This window comes from Porphyromonas sp. COT-239 OH1446 (genome assembly GCF_000768875.1).
Taxonomy (GTDB): domain Bacteria; phylum Bacteroidota; class Bacteroidia; order Bacteroidales; family Porphyromonadaceae; genus Porphyromonas.
The window spans coordinates 20,962-38,337 of record NZ_JRAO01000009.1 but is presented as its reverse complement, the minus strand read 5'-3'; the positions used below and the strand labels follow the sequence as shown (position 1 = coordinate 38,337).

Below are 17,376 nucleotides of genomic sequence, written 5' to 3'. Positions count from 1 at the left end.
GGGCAAATATAGGCAATGATTTTGATATGAGGACGCAAAGTCGCTTTTATTTATTCAAATAATCTATTTCCCCTAAACCGACCTTCGAGTAAGACGTACAGGGAAGCTCGAGATGAGCAGCGAAACAACTACCGAAGCCAACAAAATAAGCAAAATATCCTCCAGCTGGACCTGTATAGGGAAGGGCATCATTCCCAACCCTGTACCACTCATCAGAGGCTCCCATTCGAGCTGTATCCAACAGAGGAGCAGACCCAGCAGCGTGCCCAGCAGCGTGCCTGAGAGCGAAATCAGAAGCCCCGTCGAACGAAAAATCCCTGCCACCTGAGACGCACTAGCCCCGAGGGCATAGAGCGTAGCAATATCTCCTCGCTTCTCAATGACCAGCATCGCAAGGCTACTAGCCATATTGCTGGCAGCCAAGAGGAGGATAAAGAGCAGCACTGCATAGGTAATCACCTTCTCCATCCGAATGAGGTACGAGAGCTCAGGATGCTGCTCGGCCCGATCTAGCACTCGATAGTCAGTCCCTAAGAGCTCGGAGAGGCTGCGCTTCGTCTGCTCCAGCGAAGCCCCCTCCTCGAGCGAAAGGGCGATGGCAGAGGCTTCGTCGGCATCATAGGCAAGCATGCGTTGCAGCCGCTCTAGGGGGAGATAGATGGTGTGGTCTATATCCTCCCGCAGAGGCTTGAGGCCAGCCATCACTCGAGCAGGCTCTCGGACAAAGGCCGAGGCTGGGCTTAGGGGATTGATCAGACCCTTGCGCCGAGGGAAGACAAGCTGTAGTTCCTCTTCGTCCTCGACATCTGCACCGCCGAAAAGGAGATAAGCCCCGAAGCAGAGCGGGACATTCACCTTCGCCTCAGAGCCTATAAGCCAATCGAATTGTCCATGAGAAAGCCCCTCCGAGAGGTCTACGACCTCCAGGTAGCCAGGCGCAATACCTACGACCTCGACCACCCACTGGCGAGCACCACTGCTGAGGAGGCCTTTGCTCCTCAGCACCGCACCATGGCCCTTGACCTGGGGCTGTGCGAGGGCTTGAGAGATCCTAGGGTCTCTTGTCAGCGAGAGCGTCTGTCCCTGAGCGGGGCGAATAAGGAGGTCTGGGTCTGTATGCTCCGTCCCCTCGAGGATGAGCTGTACATAACCATTATAGACCGAGAGCACACACACCAAGGCCATCGACACAATGCCGATGGCCAGTGCAGAGATACCCGACACCCAGTTGATGGCGTTGATGCTTGATCGGCTGAAGAGATACCGAAGCCCAAAGAGAACAGAGAGCCTCATAACGAAGCCAAGGGCTTATCGTTGCAGCAGACTGTCGATACGCTCGAGATAATCGAGAGAATCATCAATGAAGAAGCTCACCTCAGGGATCTTGCGCAGCTGTGTCCGTACCCGCTGTCCGAGGGCATAGCGGATCGCCTTGGCATTGTCTCGGATATTCGCTAGAAGCTCCTCGCCTCGATCGCTGGGGAAGATGCTCAGGCGAATGCGAGCAATACCTAGATCGGGGCTCACCGTAACCGAAGTAACCGAGACGATAACCCCAGGCATTGCCTTAGTTTGTTCTCGAAAGATCTCACTGATCTCTTTTTGTATTAGTCGATTGATGCGACTCATTCTTGTATTGTCCATAACTGCTATTATTGAAGTATATGTAGTAATGTACCTCCCCTCTATCGAAGGAAAGAGGATTCGTTTGGAGCGTTTTACAAAGATATGAATTCATTTTGTGTTCCCTCGCCTCCATCCCCGCACATCGAAGCCCTCGGCAAAGGACTAAGGGAGTCGAGGGAAAGCTCGGGGAGAGCTCGACGGAGGACTCGATAGAGACTCGATAGAGGGCCTATCTAGAACCTCCGCAGAGGGTTAAGTAGGACTCCACTCGAGGCTCAGATAGGATCTCGATGGAGGTCTAAGTAGGAGTTCGGTCGAGGGTTAAGTAGACTTCACTCGAGGGCCTACTTGTGCTTCGATGGCGGCTCGCATGAGCATTCGGCAGAGAACGAATGGAGAGGGGAGCGAGGGGCTCTCGGAGAGCAAAATCAAGCCCTGGGAGGGGAGCCGAGGAGGATCGAGCCGAGGGCATAGGACAGTCCTAAGAGGGGTATTCGACGAGGCTTAGGCTGGGGTTTAGCGACGCAATAGCTTATGCACAGCTCTTTTGAGGGCAGGCACATGCACCTCGAGACGAAGGAGCGTCAGCAAGAGAGGCAGCAGAATCAGCGTCCCCAGGGGCAGACGCACCCACAGAAGATCGGGGGTATAGCGACGGATCAGAGCTAGGAGGATGAGGCTGCCCAACGTGATGGCCGCATAGAGGCCCATCCGAGGGAGCTCGTAGGGGACGGGGTAATACCTTCGTCCGAGGAGGTAAGAGAGTATCATCATCGCCCCATTGGCCACCACCGAGGCATAGGCGCAAGCCTCGAAGCCAATCACAGGCGTGAGGAAGTAGATAACTCCCACAGTCAGGAGGCAGCCAATACAGGAGAGGATCGCCCCCCAATGCGTCTGATCCGTTAGCTTGAACCATATAGAGAGGTTCGAGTATAGGCCGAACATCAATTGCCCCACCATGATGTAGGGCACGACGACCAGGCCACTATAATAGCTCTCGGGGATGAGCAGCTTGATCACATCCAGGTAAGCCATGACGGCCAGCATGATCACTAGAGCCGTAATGAGGTAATACTTCATAGCATCGGCATAAGCCCTGCGTGCAGCCTCGTCCGAGTCTCTGCTCTTGGCGAAGACGAAGGGGTCATAGGCATAGCGGAAAGCTTGGGTGAAGAGCACCATGATCACTGCCAGCTTGTACGAAGCCCCATAGATCCCAAGCAGCCGATCGGCCTCGAGCCTATCATCGAAGAGATGGGGCAGGAGGAGCTTGTCGGCTTGATTCGTGAGTGTCCCCACAAGACCCAACAGGAGGATGGGCCAGGCATAGGAGAGCATAGGTCTGAGAAGCTTGGTATCGAGTCCTCCTCGCCCCTGAGCTATTGTGGGCAGGAGGAGACCTAACTGGACAAGATTGCCCAGGAGATTGATGCCGAGGATGTAATGCAGATGATGCTCGGGACGATACCAGCCCGCGAAGATCGAGGGGAAGGTAGCCTCCAGGAGGGGCAAGCCGTAGAAGACACCGAGGGTCAAGCTGATGGTCAAGAGGATAAAGCTCATCCGCACCGTCATGAACCACCAGGGCCGACGCTGGTAGCGCAGATAGCCCAACGGGATAGCAGTGAAGGCATCCAGGGCCACGATACCTACCAGCATCATCACGAGCTCTGGGGCGTCGGGCTGCCCTAAGAGTGGAGCGACCGTCTCCGAGGTCAAGATGCCCAGGAGGACGAAGGCGGAAGAGCTAATCCCCAGTGTCCAAAGTGTCGATCCGAGTACACGCTCGGGTTCATCGTGCTTGCTAGCAAAGCGGAAGAAGGTCGTCTCCATCCCATAGGTCAAGAGGATAAGCAGTACAGCCGTCCAGGCATATAGATGGGTCATCTGCCCCATCTCCTGCTCGAGCAAGACACGGACATAGACGAAGGTCAGCATCCAATTGAGGAAGCGACCTAACATACTGCTGAGCCCGTAGACGGCAGTGTCTTGGAGGAGGGAGCGGAAGGTCGAAGCCATAGGGTTCTCGTCCGAGGGGTGCGGTCTGAGGGTTATTCGTCGAAGAGGCTTGATGGACGAGGGAGGAAGGTTCTGCCCAGATGTTCGTAGGCCAGCATTGTCGCCTCACGTCCCCGAGGAGTACGTTTGAGGAAGCCCTCCTTGATCAGATAGGGCTCGTACACCTCCTCGACCGTACCAGGATCTTCCCCAAGGGCTGTGGCAATAGTGGTCAGCCCGACAGGCCCGCCGGCGAACTTGTCGATGATGGTCTCGAGTAGCTTGTTGTCTATGTAGTCCAATCCGTGCCGATCAATATTCAAGGCCTCGAGGGCGTAGCAGGCGATGGCACGATCGATCGATCCATTACCCTTGACCTGAGCAAAGTCTCGCACTCGCCTAAGCAGCGCATTGGCAATTCGAGGCGTACCACGGCTGCGCCCAGCGACCTCTCGAGCAGCCTCGGGGGCGCAGGGGACGCCGAGGATCTGCGCCGAGCGACGTAGGATATTGCTCAGAGTATCGACGTCATAGTACTCGAGGTGCAGATTGATCCCGAAGCGAGCCCTAAGCGGAGCGGTCAAGAGACCACTACGGGTCGTCGCCCCTACAAGAGTAAAGGGATTGAGATCGATCTGGATGGAGCGGGCACTGGGGCCCTTGTCGAGCATAATATCGATGCGATAGTCCTCCATGGCCGAGTAGAGGTACTCCTCGACGATGGGGCTCAGGCGATGGATCTCATCGATGAAAAGGACATCATTGGGCTCAAGTGAGGTAAGCAAGCCTGCCAAATCCCCAGGCTTGTCGAGCACAGGGCCCGAAGTGATTTTGATGCCGACCCCTCGCTCGTGGGCGATGATGTGCGAGAGGGTCGTCTTGCCTAACCCTGGAGGGCCGTAGAGCAAGACATGATCCAGGGCATCGGAGCGCAACTTGGCGGCCTCGACGAAGATCTTGAGGTTCTCCACGGCCTTGTCCTGACCGCTGAAACTATCGAAGGAGAGTGGGCGCAGGGCCCGATCTACCTCTTCCTCCCGAGCATCGAACCTCTGGGCATCACGTATATCAAAGTCATTCATCTGCTATTGGGTATGCTGTATGGGGGCTGGGCTACATCTAGGGCCTCCTGGGTGCAATGCCCCCTCACAGGCGCAAAGGTACGGCAAATAATGCTTGCCTTACCTGCTGGGTGGAGCTTCGAGGCGAGCAAGGATAGTCGCTCGCAGCTCATCGTAACGATGCTCCAGCTCTTGAGGCGGAGGCTCTGCGCTGTGGCGTAGCTCGGAGAGGCTGTGGCGCAGCTGAGCCAGTTCGTCCAACTCTAAGCTCGAGAGCGAGGGCAAGTGGGCCAAAAGATATTGCCCTAGGGCACGTGAGACTTCGGGCAAGGCCTGATCGGTGTGCGTGGCAAGGCTGATGCCCTCCTGCTTCGCAGACCAAGCGAAGTGGAAGTTACCGAGGCCTCGATGCCCCAGGTGCGCATACAATTGCCCCTGACGTGCGGCCGAGAGGCAGATCCATCCGTCGAGAGCCTCATCGCCCGTTGCGGCCACTACGATGCTGTAGTGAGGGGCAACCTCCTCCCCTTGTCCGAAAGGGCGAGCGATCCAGCGGCATCGCCCCTTCAGGATCGCCTCTGCGAGCTCGGGGCAAACCTCTGGACTGATGACCGAGACCTCGACACCTCTGTCGATAAGCCCTCGGGCCTTGATCCACGCCCCCGAACCTCCACCGATGATGAGGGCTCGATGTTTCGACGAGGCGAGGAAGAGTGGCAGGCTATAATCCTCCGAAGGCGAGGGGATGAGGGATGTTGTGTCGGGGTGCAGAGGTTGCATCGCCCTCACAGGGCGCAGGCTAGCTCGTCTGAGCAGAGCCTCATCGGCGAAGACCTCCTCTACCGAGGTATCGGCGGCGATGCTGCCATCAACGAGGACGACGGCACGCCTACCCCAGCGGTAGGCGAGCTCCATGTCGTGGGTAGAGAGGAGGATGGTCTTACCCTCATCATTGAGGCGGCTCAGCAGGTCGATCACTCGGTCTGTAAAGTAACAGTCCAGCGAGGCCGTAGGTTCGTCCAAGAGGAGGATCGGGGGGTCGAGGGCCAGGACAGAGATGATCGACACCCACTTCTTCTGTCCCTCGCTCAGCTCGTGAGGAGGGCGGTGGCGTAGCTCCTCGAGCTCGTAGTCTGCGATAAGGGCTTCGACCCGCCGACGCACCTCCTCGTCCGAGAGGCCAAGGTTGCGTAGGCCGAAGGCCAATTCGTCCTCGACACTGGGGCAGAAGAGCTGATGGTTGGAGTTCTGTAGGACAAGGCCCACCTGTCTGCGCAGCTGCGGCAGATCACTTCGCCCACGTCCGAGGGCGTGCGTGCCGAGCAGGATCCGCCCCTGAGTCCATAGGCGCAGGCCTGCGAGCAGGTACATGAGGCTGGACTTGCCTGCACCATTCTTGCCCAGCAGGACAATTCGCTCTCGGGCGAAGAGCTCTAGGTCGATGCCCCGAAGGGCTGCTTGTCGGACTTCGTAGGCAAAGCCTATGCCACGGAGGCTGACAAGGGCCGAGGTCGTATCCATCTGTATAGGGGGTTGGTCTGTGGGGGAAGGCGAGGGGCTATCCCCCTCGGCATAGGCACGTGAAAGCAGACCCTCGTAGAGAGCCTCAGCCCCGTGATAGGTCAGGATGAAGGTCTGCGAAAGCAATAGCGGCAGATCTCGGAGCTTTGCTCGCCAGCCGAGCCAACCGAGCCGAGCGGTCTGTGCCAGGGCAATCTGCTTCGTCGTCTCCTGTAGGACGTGGATGTAGCGGTAGGTCAGCTCGAAGAGCTCGACCAGCAGCTGCGGTACGCCGATGCGCCGCAGCTCTCGGCAGAGCTCGTAGATGGGCACTAGGCTCAGCAAGAGGAGGAGTGAGCCCACAGCACTCATACAGCGTAGCCACAGGACAAGGCCGAGGGAGAGGCTCTCTCTAGAGACACCCCACCCCCAGAGGAGCTCAAGCACGGCGTCGCTCTGGCGGACAAGCATCACAGGTAGTATGCTCACCGAGACGAAGGCTGCGAGCAGGAGGAGCTGCCTGAGGCGACGCATCCTCGAGCCCGGTGGCTCGAGGTACAGCAGCATAGGGTATAGGGCAAGGCTGAGCAGGGCCAATAAGATGGCCCTGCTCAGCAGGAGCGACAGCACGAGGCTCACAAGAGGGAGGGCGAGCCTGAGCTGTGGCTGACGAAGGGGGAGGGGGAGGGAGCGTATGCCCGAGTTCATCCGAGGGGATATTAGGCCTTGCTCCTACGCCTGATGGCTCGGTAAGCCAAGGCGAAGATCAAGATACCGATACCGACCTGTAGGGCGAAGAGCCAAGGCTCGGCGGCCTCGCTGGGCTCGTAGCCCTCGAAGAAGGGGGTAGGCTCGTAGCCCGTAGCCAGAGCCTCAACCATCTCGCCCGCCTGGTCGTCTGCACCCGAACCGAAGTCCACATATCCGCCCACCACAGGCAGAGCGAGACAGACGAGGGCCAGCAGCGAGAGGCCTAGGGTGCGCAGCGTCTGAGCCCGATCGACTACCGCCAGGGCAGAGCGACGAGTGCCCTCGAGCAGCTCGATCACCCCGACGGTGATGATCGCCTCGAGCACCGATAGGGGCAGCTGCGTTACTGCGAAGATACCGAGGAACTTACCCGCAGCCCCCACGAAGCCCATCTCGGGATCGGGGAAGACGATGGCCAGCTGGATCGAAGTCGTTACATAGGTCGCCATCGAACCGATGAAGGTCGCCACGAAGACCACGATGCTGCGGCGGGAGATCACCTTGCTCAGCGACACGTACACGAGGTAGGCGGCCTGAGGGCCGATGATGGCCAGCGAGAAGACATTCGCCCCGAGGGTGCTGATCCCCCCGTGTGCCAGGAGCAGCGACTGGAAGATGAGGACGATCGTCCCAATAAGTGGCATGGCCATCACGCCCACCGTGAGCGTGCCGAGCGTCGTCCCCGTTAGGTGCGAGCTACTGCCCGTAACCGAGGGTAGCTTGAGGGCCGAGAGGATGAAGACAAAGGCCGAGGCCAGGGCTAGATCGACACGACGGCGAGGCTCTCGGCGCACCTGAGCGGCGATGAAGCGATAGCTCAAGAAGACGAAGGGCACAGAGACAGCATACCAAAAGATGCACCAGCCCAGGGGCAGATACCCCTCCATGATGTGCATGGCCTGTAGGGGCTCGAGGGCAATGAGGAGGATAAGGGGTAGGAGGTAGAGCTTACGTAGCATAGAGGATCCGATATATATGGGGTAAGACAAATGCAATAGCTGGGTCAAGACACTAACCTAGGGCTGCCTCGGCACGCTCTAGGTGGGCCAACCAAATGGAGCAGATGGCATCGTAGTCGCCCAGGCCGTGCAGATGACAGTTCTCCTCTCGGTCGCTAGGATAGCCCTCACAGAGCAGACGGGTGCGCCAGCTCTGCTCGTGCATGGGCTCGTCCTCGTCGTAGTCGCCGACCATATCGTTGAGGGCGTGATCGCCCGCCACGGACATGAGCGGGAGGAAGTTGAGCGTCGTCCCCGAGGCACAGACCCGATTGAGATACTCGAGTACATGATCGTAGAGCAAGGCTTCGTAGTCCACCGTCCCGATGATGATCTTGGCATCGAGGCTCTGTAGATAGGTATTGAGCTGGTCATACTTGCCGTTAGCCTCGGGAAACTTGTCAGTATGATTGCCATGACCCATTAGGACGAGGGCTTCCCCTGCGCTCAATCGAGGGGCAAAGGCCTCGTAGATGACATTACCCACAAGACGAATATCTTCATCATCCCAAAGCAAGGGTTCACCTAGGCAAACAGGGATCTCAGGATAGGCCTCACGGAACTGGGGAATGTAGCGATCGGTGATGAGCGAATACTCGAGCCCGGGGATAACGTGCAAGCTTTGGATGCTCACACGCTTGTAGCCTGCAGCACCGATCGCACTGAGCCACTGATCGGCAGGGTAGTACTGCTCGCCACTCTTCTCGAACCAGCGACGCATGCACATCCTCGAGGTGAAGGCCATGTAAATATCCCTATCGGGGAAGCGATCCGCAAAGAACTTACGGATATGGGCAAAGGTACGGTGAGGGCCAGGATAAGTGCTGCCGAAGGTTACGAGCAGCAGAGCCTCATCCGTGCGACGGACGAGTTCGCTGGGGGCTAGGGGTTTGGTCGTTTGCATCATTGTAGGCGTTTTGGGGATCGAGGGCAAAGGCTTTGTGGCTCTGCACGCTGCCTGTCTCTTGTTTCGGACAAAAGTACTGCTATTATGCCAAAGAGCCAACGCCCTCACGGGGCAAGCCCTCTAGCTCTCGAGTGGGGCTCTCGTCCAAGGTCAAGATAGTCCCCAGTAGGCCCTCGGCCGAGGTCTCGATAAGCTCTCGGGTGAGCCCCTATCTAGGGCTGTCCCTGAGATGCCGATAGGATCGCAATAGAGATCTAAGTAGGAGCTCAAGAGAGACCCAAATAGGAGCTCAAGTGAGATCCAAATAGGATCGCAACAGAGGTCTAAGTAGGAGCTCAAGCGAGACCCAATCTTGAGCCTCTAGAGAGATATAAGTAGAAGCTCCACGAAGAGGGATAGAGACCCATCGGAGGAGGTCGAGCAAAGCCGTCCCCAAGAGCCCACTAGAGATCTTAGTCGTAAGAAGCTAACCTATCGGGGAACAAATATATTCAAAATAGACATTTAGAAATCAGATGTTTATACACCACACCGCTTATTATTAATCAAGGGACTAATTGCTATCACACAAAAACCTTTCTCGTTACGTTCCGACGCATCGCATTCCAATCAAATCACCAAAGAAGTAAACATCAAAATGATTACCTTTGGACATTAGAATTAAATAAGCATGAAGACTTTAGAAGTATTATTTGCGAACTACCCTGACATTGTCAAGGAGGTAGTTCTACCAATGGGCACAGCCATACTAGCAATCGCTTTCCCTCTGTTACTGCAAACGATAACTCGAATTGATGACAAATATGGCTCAACAAGACTAGTCGATACTTTTATTAGGAGAGAATGGATTACTCGCTGCTACATTGGGTCTTTAGTGATACTAATCGCTGGATGCATCTTTTGGATGCTACAACTACCAAGATGTATCGAATTAGGCTTTCTCAACGAATGGGTTGATCATTCAGCTTTGATATTACTCGTGGTTTCGTTAGCAGCTTTGCTTATCCTCACATTTGCAATTGCCTATCAAATATATGTCTTCTACCATCCACTCAAGCTCTCTCAGCACTTAGAAAAAAGACACGACTCGAGCACGAATAAGAAGGAGAAAATTCTTTTCTTCACTAGTATATCTGACCTTCTCTTTTATGCGATACAAAAAGACGATGAGGAGCTAAGTCGGTTTTTACAAGAATTTTATTATAGGGCTATCATCCGTTATCGAGAAGAACGACGAGGAAGCATCATTGAATATCCACAAGAGTACTATAACTCCATGTTTGCTGCGAATGAAATGGTCTGCCAACGAAAAAGGAAAAAGATCTCCCTTTGGAATGCATCTTTTTTTGTGGAATTGGTCTTGGATCAACATCAGAGAACAATCATGAGTCCCCAAACCAACATCTTTATTTGGAAGTGTATTTTACAAGCTCTATCCTACGACAAAGAGGACTACATCATGTCATATTGGACGGTAGCACATCAATTTTATGATCTTACTCTGCTTCATACAAACATGGATCATAGTGGCGGTGAGGCCAACGAAGAAAATAGGGCTGAGAGGGAGAAAGCACAAAAAGCTTTTCTAGAACTCCACTATGCCCTCGGGGGGCTATTGATGTATCTGAGAAAACACAAATTACTGCGGAAAATTTTAAGATATTCTAAGCAAATCCCCCCCAAGTACGTCCTTGTTCCCGAGAGCCTAGAGGATGTGATTGATCAATACATGGCAACATCCGAACGTTTAGAACAGGACCCTTTTTATTACGCAAGAAACTACCAACACCCAGACATGGATGCTCCTTTTGGAGATACTCTTGAGAGTATTCCAAGGTGGATCAAGTATTATCTCGGGGTACTCTTCCTCCGACAATATACCCTAGTGGGAGAGGTTGGTCTATTCCCACCCCGACTAAAACTACTAACTCCTCCCAAAGACCTGCACAAACTGAGGTATTGGGAAGAGGGGCTTGACGAGCTAAGACAGCTTATCAATGATATTCGTAAAGACAAAGATCTCTTATCCGAACTTGGGCTATCTGATCTGTGCTCAGACGACTGGTTTCGAGAGAGAGAGAAAAAGCTCCCAAACGACCTAATTGACGAACTCCAGGAGTCTGTCAATAGAACCAAGGAGGAGATCCAAAGAACTCAATCGTTGGATAGTCAAAAGGTTGAAAGATTCAAGCAATCTACAAAAGAGATACTAGGCCCAGTACTTAAATTCTGCTCCCAAATATCTAGAGATGAAACTAATCCTACAACTCCAAGTAATGAACATTCATCAAGTAAAGAACACTCATTATTTATTGGGGGGGGCAATATCCTCGTAAAGAAGGAAGCCTTCGGGGAAAGTCAAGGAATTGGATACGGAGAGGTAGATACCATTACCGCCGAACAAATTGCCTTGAATATATCCAGGTCTCTATCTAATGGATTTCAGCTAATGTCCGCAGAAAAATACGTACTGCAAACGAAGGATGTCTTCAACGCTATCGACCGTCTGAATCTTGATCCCGAACAATTCATTATCGTTGCCATGGGGGTAAATCTTCCATTTTTCCTAGCATCAGGCATAACAAATTTGGAGGAGGGAGAGGGAGGAAAAGAGTGGAGTTACAAAGGTATGAGGATCATATGTATTGATAGCAATGAATGGATGGGAGTCTCTATGCTCGTTCTCAGAAAAGCAGATATGCCATTGATAAGACACGAAAAGACCAACAAAGACACCATTTCGAGATATGGGTTAAAAAGCATTGATGAAGAGGATAGAATTTACACTAACATCATTGACTTGAATCAGCATCAGGAGTTAAAGAAAGAGTTGGAGAATGATAGAAATGAAGATCTCGGGGATTATGTATTAGTCTGTGTCGAGCTTAAGATCGAAATGAGATACAAACTAAATGCTCCCTGCATTCAATTAAAAATATTTAGCTCATTTGAAGATAGAGGGAGTACCAACACTCCTTCTGAGGTAAAGAATTTATGGCGTTAGAAATCAACGGGCAAAGAGCTTATCTTTGCAAATAAGCTCACTCTAGGCTGTTCACAGCCCCACTCTACCCTCTACCTCTATGAAGAGAAGACTACTACTGCTACTCCTAATCGTCTCGACAGTTCCCCCACTCCTAGGCCAAGACCTCTCGAGGCGGAGGATTTATGGCCTCATGGACATCAGCGGCACAAACCCCTACGAGACCGTAATCCTCGACGACTATAGCCGACACTATGGTGTACCCGATGTACGTTTGGCCATAATGCTGGCCTATCGTCCCCTGCCTCAGCTACAGGTAGCCGCTGGGGTCAATCTAGCCGTGGATGGAGGAGCGTATCAGCTCTCCCCTCGGTCGCTGCTGCTCGACGGGCGATACTTCCCCTGGTCGCATCTGCCCCTCTACGCCAATGCCCGTCTCGACCTCCCGATCGCAACCCCCGAGATCAAGACCAAGCACTATGGCTCGATCTCGCTGGGGATCGGCTCGAAGTTTGACTGGCTGGCCATCCCCCTGCCAGCCATCCTCGAGGATCTAAGCATCTTCTTGCCCTACGTCCATATCACCCTAGGCGTAGGGGGACGGCTGGACCTCGTCTCGACGAGACCCTCAGGGGGGCTGGAGGTACTCCCAGCATTTTATGTACGTATTGGGCTCGATATATAGCTGATTTGCCTTACCTTTGCCCTTGATGAAGCAGCTCCTCCACTATAGTCTCTGCCTCTACCTCCTCCTGCTCGCGCTCATGCCCTGCACCGATCGTCTGAGCTCGGGGGAGATCCTCGCCTCCGATCGAGGCGAAGCAGCCCTCTGCGTGGCTACAGAGGGGGCGGAGGGGGCACATCATCGAGATGCCTGCTCACCCTTCTGCTTCTGCTCCTGCTGTGGGCTCACCCTAGGCTCGACTCAGCTCAGAGGGCTCACCCTAGAGCTCTCGGCCCTGGAGCAGGTAGACGAGAGCTTCATCCCCACCAGCCTAGGCGTCTACATCCGTCGGCCTAGGGAGATATGGCAGCCGCCCAAGATCTAGCGCACACACCGCATTAGACTATAGCTTCATTCCCTTAGTTTACGCACAGAGGCATCCTATTCCCAGCTTGGGGGTCGAGGGCCTTTGGGCTCATTATACATTGCCATATCAATATGTTAAACTATATCATCAGGTACAGCATCCGACACAAAATGCTCATCGGCATGATGACCCTGCTGCTCATCATTTGGGGCGGCTGGAGCATTAGCCGTCTGCCCATCGATGCCGTGCCAGACATCACCAACAATCAGGTGCAGATCATTACGACCTCGCCCTCGCTGGCCACTCAGGAGGTCGAGCAGCTCGTTACAGCACCCATCGAGCGCACCATGGCCAATCTGCCCGAGCTGGTCGAGATGCGCAGTATCTCTCGCTTCGGGCTCTCGGTCGTAACCTTGGTCTTCGAGGAGGGGACGGATATCTACTTTGCCCGCCAACAGATCAGCGAACGCCTCCCCGAGGCAGCAGAGCAAATCCCCAACGGGGCTGGCACACCCGAGCTAGCCCCCGTGAGCACGGGCCTAGGCGAGGTGTACCAGTACATCCTGCGTCCCAAGGCCGAGGCCGAGGGGAAGTATTCGCTTCAGGAGCTGCGCACGATGCAGGACTGGATCGTCGCTCGTCAGCTCAACGGCATCCGAGGCGTAGCCGAGATCAATAGCTTCGGCGGCGAGGTCAAGCAGTATGAGGTCTCGGTAGACCCCAACCGCCTGCGTGCCCTCGGGGTCAGCATCTCGGACATTTTCACAGCCCTAGAGCAGGGCAATGAGAACACAGGCGGAGCATACATTGACAAGCGTCCGAACGCCTTCTTCGTGCGTGGGATCGGCATGGTCTCCTCCCTCGAGGACATCGGAAATATCAGTATCCGACACAACGAACAGGGGCAGCAGCTCCTCATCCGAGACGTCGCCCAGCTACGCCTAGGCAAAGCTATCCGCTACGGAGCTCTGACCCTAGATGGGGAGCAGGAGACCGTCGGGGGTATCGTCATGATGCTCAAGGGGGAGAATAGCCACGAGGTTGTCCGCCGCATCAAGGATCGCCTCGAGCAGGTGCGACAGGCCCTACCCGAAGATGTCGAGGTTGTCCCCTTCCTCGACCGTACTGACCTCGTCGATCGGGCCATCAGCACCGTGGAGAAGAACCTCATCGAGGGGGCTCTGATCGTGATCTTCGTCCTAGTCCTCTTCCTCGGGAATATGCGGGCTGGGCTCATCGTCGCTTCGGCCATCCCGCTCTCGATGCTCTTTGCCCTGGGGATGATGAACTGGCTCGGCATCAGTGCCAACCTCATGAGCCTCGGAGCTATCGACTTCGGTCTGATCGTCGATGGGGCTGTGATCGTCGTCGAGGCGACGCTGCACCACCTATCGCTCCGCACGAATAGCCAACGCCTCACGCAGGCTGAGATGGACGAGGAAGTCTTCGCCTCGGCCTCGAAGATCCGCAGCAGTGCCACCTTCGGTGAGATCATCATCCTCATTGTCTACATCCCCATCCTCACGCTCGTAGGGGTCGAGGGTAAGATGTTCGCCCCCATGGCCATGGCCGTCTCACTGGCCATCATCGGGGCTCTCATCCTCTCGCTGACCTATATCCCGATGATGTGTGCCCTCTTCCTAGACAAGAATCCTCAGCGTCGAGAGACTCTCTCTGATCGGATGATGTGCCGTCTACAGGGCATCTATGCCCCATTGCTCGAGCGCGCCCTTCGCTTCAAACGCTATGTGCTGCTAGGCTCTGTGGGGCTCTTCGCCCTGTCTCTCCTGGGCTTCTCGAGCCTCGGGGGGGAGTTCATTCCACAGCTCCAAGAGGGCGACTATGCCTTCCACTGCTTCCTTCCCCAGGGGAGCTCCCTGAGCCAAAGCATAGAGACCTCGATGCAGGCCTCTCGCATCATGAAGAGCTTCGATGAGGTTCGCATGGTCGTTGGCAAGACAGGCTCGGCCGAGGTGCCCACAGACCCTATGCCCCCCGAGGCTACGGACATCATGGTCATCCTCAAGCCTCGAGCAGAGTGGAGCGACCAGAGTAAGAGCTATGAGGCCCTAGGTGATGAGATCGAGCACGCCCTCGAAGTCTTGCCAGGCATCTTCTTCGAGAAGAACCAACCCATTCAGATGCGCTTCAATGAGCTGATGACCGGTATCCGCCAAGACGTGGCTGTCAAGCTCTTCGGGGAGAATATAGATAGCCTCAGCATCTATGCCGAGCAGATCTCCGCCATCCTCTCCGAGGTCGAGGGGGTTAGTGCCCCACAGGTCGAGCAGGTGACAGGTCTGCCACAGATCAACGTCCAGTACGACCGTCTTAGGCTCGCCACCTATGGCATTACGGTCTCTCAGGCCAACGACGTCCTCAGCACAGCCTTTGCGGGCAAGGTCGCAGGGCAGGTCTTTGAGGATGAGCGTCGCTTCGACCTCGTAGTCCGCCTCGACAGCATCCACCGAGGGGATATAGAGGACGTGCGCAACCTGCCCGTCCCCAGCCACGATGACATCCTCATCCCCCTCTCCTCACTGGCCGAGGTGGGCTACCAAAGTGGCCCTGCACAGATCAGCCGAGAGGAGGGTAAGCGTAGGATTGTCGTGGGCTTCAACGTCTCTGGACGAGACGTCAAGAGCGTAGTCGAGGAGATCCAAGAGCGGCTACAGAGCCTGCGCCTGCCCACAGGCTATTACATCACCTACGGGGGGCAATTCGAGAACCTGCAGGAGGCTCAGAGCCGTCTGCTCGTGGCCGTCCCTCTATCGCTGCTCTTGATCTTCGCCCTGCTCTACTTCACCTTTGGCTCGGTGCGCTGGGCTCTGCTCATCTTCACAGCTATCCCGATGAGTGCCATCGGTGGGGTAGCGGCTCTGATGCTGCGAGGGATGCCTTTCAGCATCAGCGCAGGGATCGGCTTCATTGCCCTCTTTGGCGTGGCTGTGCTCAACGGGATTGTGATGATCGGTACCTTCAACCAACTAGAGCACTCGGGAGTGCGAGATGTGCTCACACGCATCCGCCTCGGGGCTACCGAGCGTCTGAGGCCCGTGCTCATGACCGCTATGGTGGCGAGCCTCGGCTTCCTCCCTATGGCCCTGAGCACTGGGGCGGGGGCAGAGGTGCAGAGGCCTCTGGCTACGGTCGTGATCGGGGGGCTCATCTCGGCCACAGCCCTGACCCTCTTTGTCCTACCACTGCTCTATCTGCTCTTCAGCAAAGGCAAACATCAACCCCAAATACAAGCTACAGATGATTCGGAATAAAAATCTCCTAATACTCGTCCTAATACCTCTTCTCCTCGGAGAGGCTAAGGCACAGGCCAAGGACACCCTGCACCTAGAGAGCCTCGCCCAGGCGATCGAGCTCCTCGAGGGCAAGCACCAAGGGCTCGAGGCCGCAAGGCTGAGGCATCAGGCTGCCCAACAAATGCGCCATACGGCCTACGAGCTGCCTCGCCTAGAGCTCGGGGGGCAATACGGCAATATGGGTGGTGCAGAGCGAGATCTGATGCTCGAGGTGAAGCAGAGCCTCCCCTTCCCAACGGTCTTCGGGGCTAAGAGACGATTGCTGCGCATACAGAGCCAACAGCAAGGTGCACAGCTAGCTCTCGATAAACAAGAGCTCATCACTGTGCTGCGCACACTCTACGAGGGTATTCGCTATCAGGAGTATCGGGCTCGGACAATCGCCCAGCTCGACTCGACCTATGCGGACTATGTACGGCTGAGTGAACTGCGCCATCGCAGTGGGGTGGCTAAGAGCTCGGAGCTGCGCCTCTCGCAGCTCAAGCGAGGGAAGATCGCTCAGCAGATGAGCGAATGCCTACTGACCCTCGAGGAGACCTCTCGGCAAATGGCTAGTCTGCTCGGGCACAAGGGTGTCGTGCGGATTGCTCTCGATCGAGAACTCATCCCCCTCAAGCTCCCTCGAGAGGTCGAGCTCAATAGCCTCGAGCACAACGCAGGCCTGCGCCTCTCGAGCATCAGGATCGAAGAAGCTCGGGCCGAGCGTCGCCATACGAAAGCTTCACTACTGCCCGAGATTACCCTGGGCTACGAGAATAGCTCTGCCGTCGGAATGCACGAGATCGGAGGGCGAGAGGTATGGCAGGGGCTCGGCAAACGCTTCTCTTCCTATTACCTAGGGCTCTCGATCCCCCTCGACCTGGGGACTAGCCGAGCTAAGCTACGGGCCGAACGGCTGGAGATCCAAGCCCGAGAGCATGCCCACGAGCAGCTACGCAGCGACCTCGAGGCAGCCCTCTGCTCGGCCCAGGAAGCCTACCGAATGCGCCTCAAGCAATACGAATACTACAAATACGAGGCCCAACCCACAGCCGAGGAAGTCCTCAGAGTTGCAGACCGCAACTTCCGCTCGGGCGAGATCAGTTACCTCGAGTACCTCGAGGCCCTCGAGACGATGACCGAGGTGCGCCTGTCCTACCTGGAGAGCTGCTATCAGCTGAGCCTGGCGGTCATCCACATCCATTCACTCACTCACCTCTAAATGT

Annotated in this window: 12 protein-coding genes; 5 read left to right on the top strand and 7 right to left on the bottom strand. The window is 55.6% G+C overall.

What is annotated here, in order from left to right; translation table 11 throughout:
• Positions 1-72 precede the first annotated feature (72 nt).
• The 7 genes from HQ37_RS01565 to HQ37_RS01535 all read right to left on the bottom strand — a co-directional run bounded on the left by HQ37_RS01565 (position 73) and on the right by HQ37_RS01535 (position 8,843).
• Positions 73-1,293, bottom strand: coding sequence for an FtsX-like permease family protein (locus HQ37_RS01565; RefSeq protein WP_036879459.1), 1,221 nt, complete (start codon positions 1,291-1,293; stop codon positions 73-75).
• A gap of 15 nt (positions 1,294-1,308) precedes the next feature.
• The gene (gene rbfA, locus HQ37_RS01560) at positions 1,309-1,644 is read right to left on the bottom strand and encodes a 30S ribosome-binding factor RbfA (RefSeq protein ID WP_036879457.1); all 336 of its coding nucleotides are present in this window, start codon (positions 1,642-1,644) and stop codon (positions 1,309-1,311) included.
• Positions 1,645-2,142: 498 nt separating this feature from the next.
• Positions 2,143-3,648 (bottom strand): lipopolysaccharide biosynthesis protein, encoded by a 1,506-nt coding sequence (locus HQ37_RS01555; RefSeq protein WP_036879454.1) that lies wholly within the window; start codon positions 3,646-3,648, stop codon positions 2,143-2,145.
• 32 nt (positions 3,649-3,680) lie between these two features.
• The gene (ruvB, locus tag HQ37_RS01550; RefSeq protein WP_036879451.1) at positions 3,681-4,709 is read right to left on the bottom strand and encodes a Holliday junction branch migration DNA helicase RuvB; all 1,029 of its coding nucleotides are present in this window, start codon (positions 4,707-4,709) and stop codon (positions 3,681-3,683) included.
• Between the two features lie 99 nt (positions 4,710-4,808).
• Positions 4,809-6,896 (bottom strand): ATP-binding cassette domain-containing protein, encoded by a 2,088-nt coding sequence (locus tag HQ37_RS08025; protein WP_052080679.1) that lies wholly within the window; start codon positions 6,894-6,896, stop codon positions 4,809-4,811.
• 11 nt (positions 6,897-6,907) lie between these two features.
• Complete coding sequence (locus tag HQ37_RS01540) at positions 6,908-7,897, bottom strand: energy-coupling factor ABC transporter permease (protein ID WP_081951719.1); 990 nt, start codon at positions 7,895-7,897, stop codon at positions 6,908-6,910.
• A 52-nt stretch (positions 7,898-7,949) separates the two neighbouring features.
• Positions 7,950-8,843 carry a sirohydrochlorin cobaltochelatase gene (locus HQ37_RS01535; RefSeq protein ID WP_036879554.1) on the bottom strand — a complete coding sequence of 298 codons (894 nt, stop codon included), beginning with the start codon at positions 8,841-8,843 and terminating at the stop codon, positions 7,950-7,952.
• A 670-nt stretch (positions 8,844-9,513) separates the two neighbouring features.
• Here HQ37_RS01535 and HQ37_RS01530 point away from each other — a divergent pair.
• The 5 genes from HQ37_RS01530 (at position 9,514) to HQ37_RS08310 (ending at position 17,372) form a co-directional block, all read left to right on the top strand.
• Positions 9,514-11,847, top strand: a complete 2,334-nt coding sequence (locus HQ37_RS01530; protein ID WP_036879448.1) for a hypothetical protein — start codon at positions 9,514-9,516, stop codon at positions 11,845-11,847.
• 79 nt (positions 11,848-11,926) lie between these two features.
• Positions 11,927-12,511, top strand: a complete 585-nt coding sequence (locus HQ37_RS01525; protein WP_036879445.1) for a hypothetical protein — start codon at positions 11,927-11,929, stop codon at positions 12,509-12,511.
• 25 nt (positions 12,512-12,536) lie between these two features.
• On the top strand, positions 12,537-12,875 hold the full coding sequence (locus HQ37_RS01520) for a hypothetical protein (protein ID WP_036879441.1): 339 nt from the start codon (positions 12,537-12,539) through the stop codon (positions 12,873-12,875).
• 113 nt (positions 12,876-12,988) lie between these two features.
• Positions 12,989-16,129 carry an efflux RND transporter permease subunit gene (locus HQ37_RS01515; RefSeq protein WP_152566762.1) on the top strand — a complete coding sequence of 1,047 codons (3,141 nt, stop codon included), beginning with the start codon at positions 12,989-12,991 and terminating at the stop codon, positions 16,127-16,129.
• Positions 16,116-17,372 carry a TolC family protein gene (locus tag HQ37_RS08310; RefSeq protein ID WP_152566761.1) on the top strand — a complete coding sequence of 419 codons (1,257 nt, stop codon included), beginning with the start codon at positions 16,116-16,118 and terminating at the stop codon, positions 17,370-17,372. Before HQ37_RS01515 ends, HQ37_RS08310 begins: the two co-directional genes overlap by 14 nt.
• The last annotated feature ends 4 nt before the right edge of the window (positions 17,373-17,376 follow it).

Excerpts from the sequence above, each read along its gene's own strand:
- HQ37_RS01565 (WP_036879459.1), bottom strand. The coding sequence starts at position 1,293 with ATGAGGCTCTCTGTTCTCTTTGGGCTTCGGTATCTCTTCAGCCGATCA.
- rbfA (WP_036879457.1), bottom strand. The coding sequence starts at position 1,644 with ATGGACAATACAAGAATGAGTCGCATCAATCGACTAATACAAAAAGAG.
- HQ37_RS01555 (WP_036879454.1), bottom strand. The coding sequence starts at position 3,648 with ATGGCTTCGACCTTCCGCTCCCTCCTCCAAGACACTGCCGTCTACGGG.
- ruvB (WP_036879451.1), bottom strand. The coding sequence starts at position 4,709 with ATGAATGACTTTGATATACGTGATGCCCAGAGGTTCGATGCTCGGGAG.
- HQ37_RS08025 (WP_052080679.1), bottom strand. The coding sequence starts at position 6,896 with ATGAACTCGGGCATACGCTCCCTCCCCCTCCCCCTTCGTCAGCCACAG.
- HQ37_RS01540 (WP_081951719.1), bottom strand. The coding sequence starts at position 7,897 with ATGCTACGTAAGCTCTACCTCCTACCCCTTATCCTCCTCATTGCCCTC.
- HQ37_RS01535 (WP_036879554.1), bottom strand. The coding sequence starts at position 8,843 with ATGATGCAAACGACCAAACCCCTAGCCCCCAGCGAACTCGTCCGTCGC.
- HQ37_RS01530 (WP_036879448.1), top strand. The coding sequence starts at position 9,514 with ATGAAGACTTTAGAAGTATTATTTGCGAACTACCCTGACATTGTCAAG.
- HQ37_RS01525 (WP_036879445.1), top strand. The coding sequence starts at position 11,927 with ATGAAGAGAAGACTACTACTGCTACTCCTAATCGTCTCGACAGTTCCC.
- HQ37_RS01520 (WP_036879441.1), top strand. The coding sequence starts at position 12,537 with ATGAAGCAGCTCCTCCACTATAGTCTCTGCCTCTACCTCCTCCTGCTC.
- HQ37_RS01515 (WP_152566762.1), top strand. The coding sequence starts at position 12,989 with ATGTTAAACTATATCATCAGGTACAGCATCCGACACAAAATGCTCATC.
- HQ37_RS08310 (WP_152566761.1), top strand. The coding sequence starts at position 16,116 with ATGATTCGGAATAAAAATCTCCTAATACTCGTCCTAATACCTCTTCTC.